The sequence below is a fragment of the Pseudomonadota bacterium genome (genome assembly GCA_026388215.1).
Classification (GTDB): Bacteria; Desulfobacterota; Syntrophorhabdia; order Syntrophorhabdales; family Syntrophorhabdaceae; genus JAPLKF01.
Genome location: JAPLKF010000045.1, coordinates 1 through 4,451, shown reverse-complemented (window position 1 = coordinate 4,451; position 4,451 = coordinate 1). Strand labels below are relative to the sequence as shown.

Annotated in this window: 5 protein-coding genes; all 5 read right to left on the bottom strand. The window is 43.7% G+C overall.

Translation table 11 applies throughout. The features are described from left to right. Window positions 1-5: 5 nt before the first annotated feature. Window positions 6-674, bottom strand: a complete 669-nt coding sequence (locus tag NTU69_03470) for an ABC-type transport auxiliary lipoprotein family protein (protein ID MCX5802589.1) — start codon at window positions 672-674, stop codon at window positions 6-8. After that, window positions 675-1,604, bottom strand: a complete 930-nt coding sequence (locus tag NTU69_03465; protein MCX5802588.1) for an MlaD family protein — start codon at window positions 1,602-1,604, stop codon at window positions 675-677. A gap of 1 nt (window position 1,605) precedes the next feature. Further along, window positions 1,606-2,376, bottom strand: coding sequence for an ATP-binding cassette domain-containing protein (locus NTU69_03460; protein MCX5802587.1), 771 nt, complete (start codon window positions 2,374-2,376; stop codon window positions 1,606-1,608). 37 nt (window positions 2,377-2,413) lie between these two features. Beyond that, window positions 2,414-3,484, bottom strand: coding sequence for an MlaE family lipid ABC transporter permease subunit (locus NTU69_03455; protein MCX5802586.1), 1,071 nt, complete (start codon window positions 3,482-3,484; stop codon window positions 2,414-2,416). 145 nt (window positions 3,485-3,629) lie between these two features. After that, entirely contained in the window at window positions 3,630-4,451 is an 822-nt protein-coding gene (locus NTU69_03450) for a sigma 54-interacting transcriptional regulator (protein ID MCX5802585.1), read from the bottom strand.

Below are 4,451 nucleotides of genomic sequence, written 5' to 3'. Positions count from 1 at the left end.
TCTAACTAATGACCTCTATTTTTTACTGCACTGTAAATGTCGTTTATCAATTGTTCTGATAACCTTGCCATCGCAGCACTCATGCCTTGTGCGAGTCCTTCAGGGGTTTGCTCTTTTTGCGGTTCTATAAGCCGGTACCCCTTCTGGAAGATAACCTTCCTGGTTATCTCTTTCTGGTTCTGGTCGAGAAGTGCAATATTCAGACTGAGAATCGCCTTGCCATTACTTCCCTCATCCAGTTCAAGGAACTCTTCTATCACACCCTCGAGGGTAAATCTGGTACTATCTACATCACGGTAGGAGAGGACTGCCCGAAAAAGACCAGAGTTCCTTAAATCCCTGAGAAGATAATCTGTGACCATATCCCCCGGGGTAATCCTCCAGCGGTTGTAGTTATACACGGCAAGCTTATATGCGTGTGGTTTGTAAACCATTGCCGGGCTGTTGAAGGATTGGGCTGTAGAAAAACGCTCGACCTTGATCGATTCGTCCAGAAGAGCATGGTTTTTAAAGACAGGTGAGGAATACTCGAGTATATATTGTTCCACTATATAAGGGGTTTTTGCCCTCGTAAAACAACCGGTAAGGAGGAGGGCAGGAATCAGGATAAGCAGGATTCTAAGTTTCATGTATAGGCCGATTGTATGTGGTTTCATCTCTTCACCTCTCTCCATTTATTTTGCCCTCTTTTGAGTGGGCGGAATGCTAAAGATAAGTTCAGATGGGTCAGCGCTGAGTCTTTCCATGAGATTCTCAAGGGTTTCTGAGACTCGCCGTAGGTTCTCACTTGTAACTGTAATTTCGGTTGCTGCTGTGTTCATCTTCTTATTCATGTTTTCTATAAGCTGGTTTGCTTTACCCGTAGTTTCCGCTACATTTAAAGAATCCACTTCTGTTTTTACCCTTGTGATAACAGTCTTTGCTTCTTTTATCGCATCTTTTGCCTCAGTAACAACGTCTTCGATGATGCCTTCTGTCATTATATCGTTTACTTTGTCAGTGGCACTTTCCAGATTAGCCACCGTATATTCTATGTTTGACAGAATCCTTTTCATCCTGTCGCCGCCTACAAAGATCTCAACCGCCTTTGTAGTATCTATTAGCTGGTTGGATATTCCCTTGAAATCGATCTGCTTTATTTTTTCCATAATACTATCAACCGCTGAAAATATTTGTTTTATATCCGAAGGAAGGGATTGTATTACCGGGTACCTGGTGGTGAAATCTATTTTTGGTGAGAGCTTGATGTCTTCTGGTTTTCTTCGCTCCAGTTCGACAAAGACGATACCGGTTATGCCTGCTGTTCTTAGTTTTGCCACAGTATCCCGCACCACATTACCCCTGAATTCAATCTTCATAACTACCTCTACCAGTCTATTATCAGGTGCTACCCCTATTTTCATTACCCTGCCTATGTCTACACCCCGGTACTTGACACTCGAGTCAATTTGCAGCCCCTGTACTGATTCATCGAAGTAGGTAACAAAAATAGTCCCTTCCTGAAAGTATTTAGAAGCACCTACCCACACAATTGCACTTACCCCTATAAGAATGCCTATGGTAACAAAAAGCCCGACATTAAAATACATTTTTTTCTTTACCATTTTAGGTTCCTCTGCCTTTATCTTCCATAACCTGTCTGTTGAAGAAGCCTTTCACCATCGGGTCTTTTGAATGCTCCTTCAGTTCCCGTGGATCGCCTTCTCCAATTATACCTTTTTTGCTCTTATCAAGCATGAGAATTCTGTGTGCTACGGCAAATATAGATTCAAGCTCGTGGGTGACGATAACCATTGTGGTCCCCATTCCTTCGTTAATCCTCTTTATAAGTATATCGAGCCCGGCACCGGTGATAGGGTCAAGCCCCGCAGAGGGCTCATCAAAAAAAAGTATGTGCGGATCCATTGCCATTGCCCTTGCGATACCAGCCCTTTTTTGCATGCCTCCTGATAATTCAGAGGGAAAATGATTTTCATAGCCAGCCAGTCCAACCATACCGAGTTTCATTTTCACAATAAGGTCAATAGTCGATGGGGGGATCTTTGTAAATTCTAATAATGGGAGGGCAATATTTTCTGACAACGTCATGGAACCAAAAAGGGCGCTCGACTGGAAGAGCATTCCTATACCCTTTCTCAGATTTCTCAGTTCTTCGTCCTCTGCAGTAGTGATATCAACGTCATTGATGTGTACCTTGCCGGCGTCTGGCATATCCAATCCAATCATATGTTTTAAAAGGGTAGATTTTCCACAGCCGCTTCCCCCTGCAACAACCAGGACCTCCCCCCTATACACCTGAAAACTCACGTCTTCTAAAATGGTATCATCACCGTAACGAACAGTAAGCCCTTCAACTATGATAACTGGCTCAGACATCTATAACCCCATAAACTCCTAACAATTTACTATGTCCTCATCCTATATAGTGTAAAATAATAGCAAACACTGAATCGGTAACTATAATAAGGAATAGCCCATACACAACTGCTGAAGTTGTTGCGTTGCCAACAGCCTCAGCGCCTCCCCTCACCTTAAAGCCCCTCTGGCATCCTATCCCTGCGATGAGGATAGCAAAGACTACGGATTTTACAATACCAGATACAATATCAAATATTTCCAGGGCCTGCATCGTTTGCTGAATGTATGTATAGAGTGTCAAATCCAGGCCTAACACACCCACAACCATACCACCGCAAATTGCAAAAATATCTGCAAACAGGGTAAGTATGGGCACAACCATCATGGCGGCAAAAACCTTTGGTATGGCGAGGAACCTTATTGGGTTAAAACCCATTGTAATAAGGGCATCAACCTCCTCATTTACCCTCATTGTTCCAATCTCCGCTGCAAAGGCTGACCCGGATCTCCCGGTAACAACAATTGCTGTTATGATGGGCCCGAGCTCCCTTACCATAGCAATACCCACAAGGGAAGCCACGTATATGTTGGCACCAAATTGCTTGAGCTGCAAGGAAGACATAAACGCTATGATGAGACCTAATAAAAAGCTAATAAGCCCTAATATGGGAAGCCCATCCACCCCCACCCTCTTCATATAGGAAAGGACATCGTTCCATCTGACTGAAAGAGGATGGAACAATGAGAAAACCATCTCCATGATAAGCTCCCCTTCAAAGGTAATGACCTGGATCAGGTCATCGAACATATCTTCACTTACATTCCCTATCTGTTCCAGAATGTTCAGGGACCTCTCTTTTGGAACGAGGGGGTGAGTAGTGAGGGCATCACGGTCAAGAAGGTTCATTATCCCTTGCCCTTTGCCAGACAAGTTTATGAGTTTAAAGGGGATTGACCTTGTCTTAGCCTCAGCCTCCATCTCGATAAGCAGGAGCGCTCCGGCACTATCCAGGTATTCAACCCCTGCAAGGTTGATAGTGAGTTCGGAAGGGGATTTATCTTCAAAGAGCGACTTCATTTCTGATGTCATTACATTCAGATTCTCGAGCGACATCTTTCCTGATATGGAAAGGGTGATTTTACCCCCCTTCTCGCCTTCAATAAATATGGTGTGGCTGTCCAGCTAAACCCCCTTTTTTAGAATATACCACACCGAAGAAGCAGTGAGTAGTGAAAAGTGAAAAGTCTATAGTCTATTGTCTGGGCTATTACTATTTAGCGATGTTATACTTCTTGATTTTGTATCTCAGCATCCTCTCGCTTATTCCAAGGCTGGATGCTGCCCTTGTCTGAACCCAGTTTGCATTTACAAGGGCTTCTATGAGCATCCTCTTCTCGATTGTTTCAACTACCTCGTGCATATTCCCTTCAAGTGGTGGTTGAACCTTATCGGACAAGGCTGGCAGGTCTTCTTTCGATATATGGTCTCCCCTTGTGAGCACAGTTGCCCTTTCTATGATATTTTCAAGTTCTCTCACATTTCCGGGATAATCATATTTTATCAGCATATCCCTTGCTTCTCTTGTAAAGCCCCTAATTTCCCTTTTGTGTTTGTCATTGAATCTTTTCAGGAAAAAGTCGATAAGCAGGGGTATATCTTCTTTCCTTTCCCTTAACGGGGGTATCTGTACGTTCACCACATTTAACCTGTAGTAAAGATCTTCCCTGAACGTTCCTTTTTTTACCTCTTCATCAAGGTTTTTGTTTGTCGCAACAATTATCCTCACATCTACCTTAATGGGATGAAGGCCGCCTAACCGCTCAATCTCTTTTTCCTGTATCACCCTTAACAGTTTGGACTGTAGCAGCAGGCTGATGTCGCCGATTTCATCAAGGAAGACAGTTCCTTTATTGGCTAACTCAAATTTGCCCATCTTTCTCTGGTACGCCCCTGTAAAGGCGCCCCTTTCATACCCGAATAGTTCACTTTCAAGGAGGGTCTCAGGTATTGCCGCGCAATTTACCTTTACAAGGGGCTGGTTTTTCCTCTCGCTCGACTCATGGATGAGATTTACCACAACCTCTTTACCCAC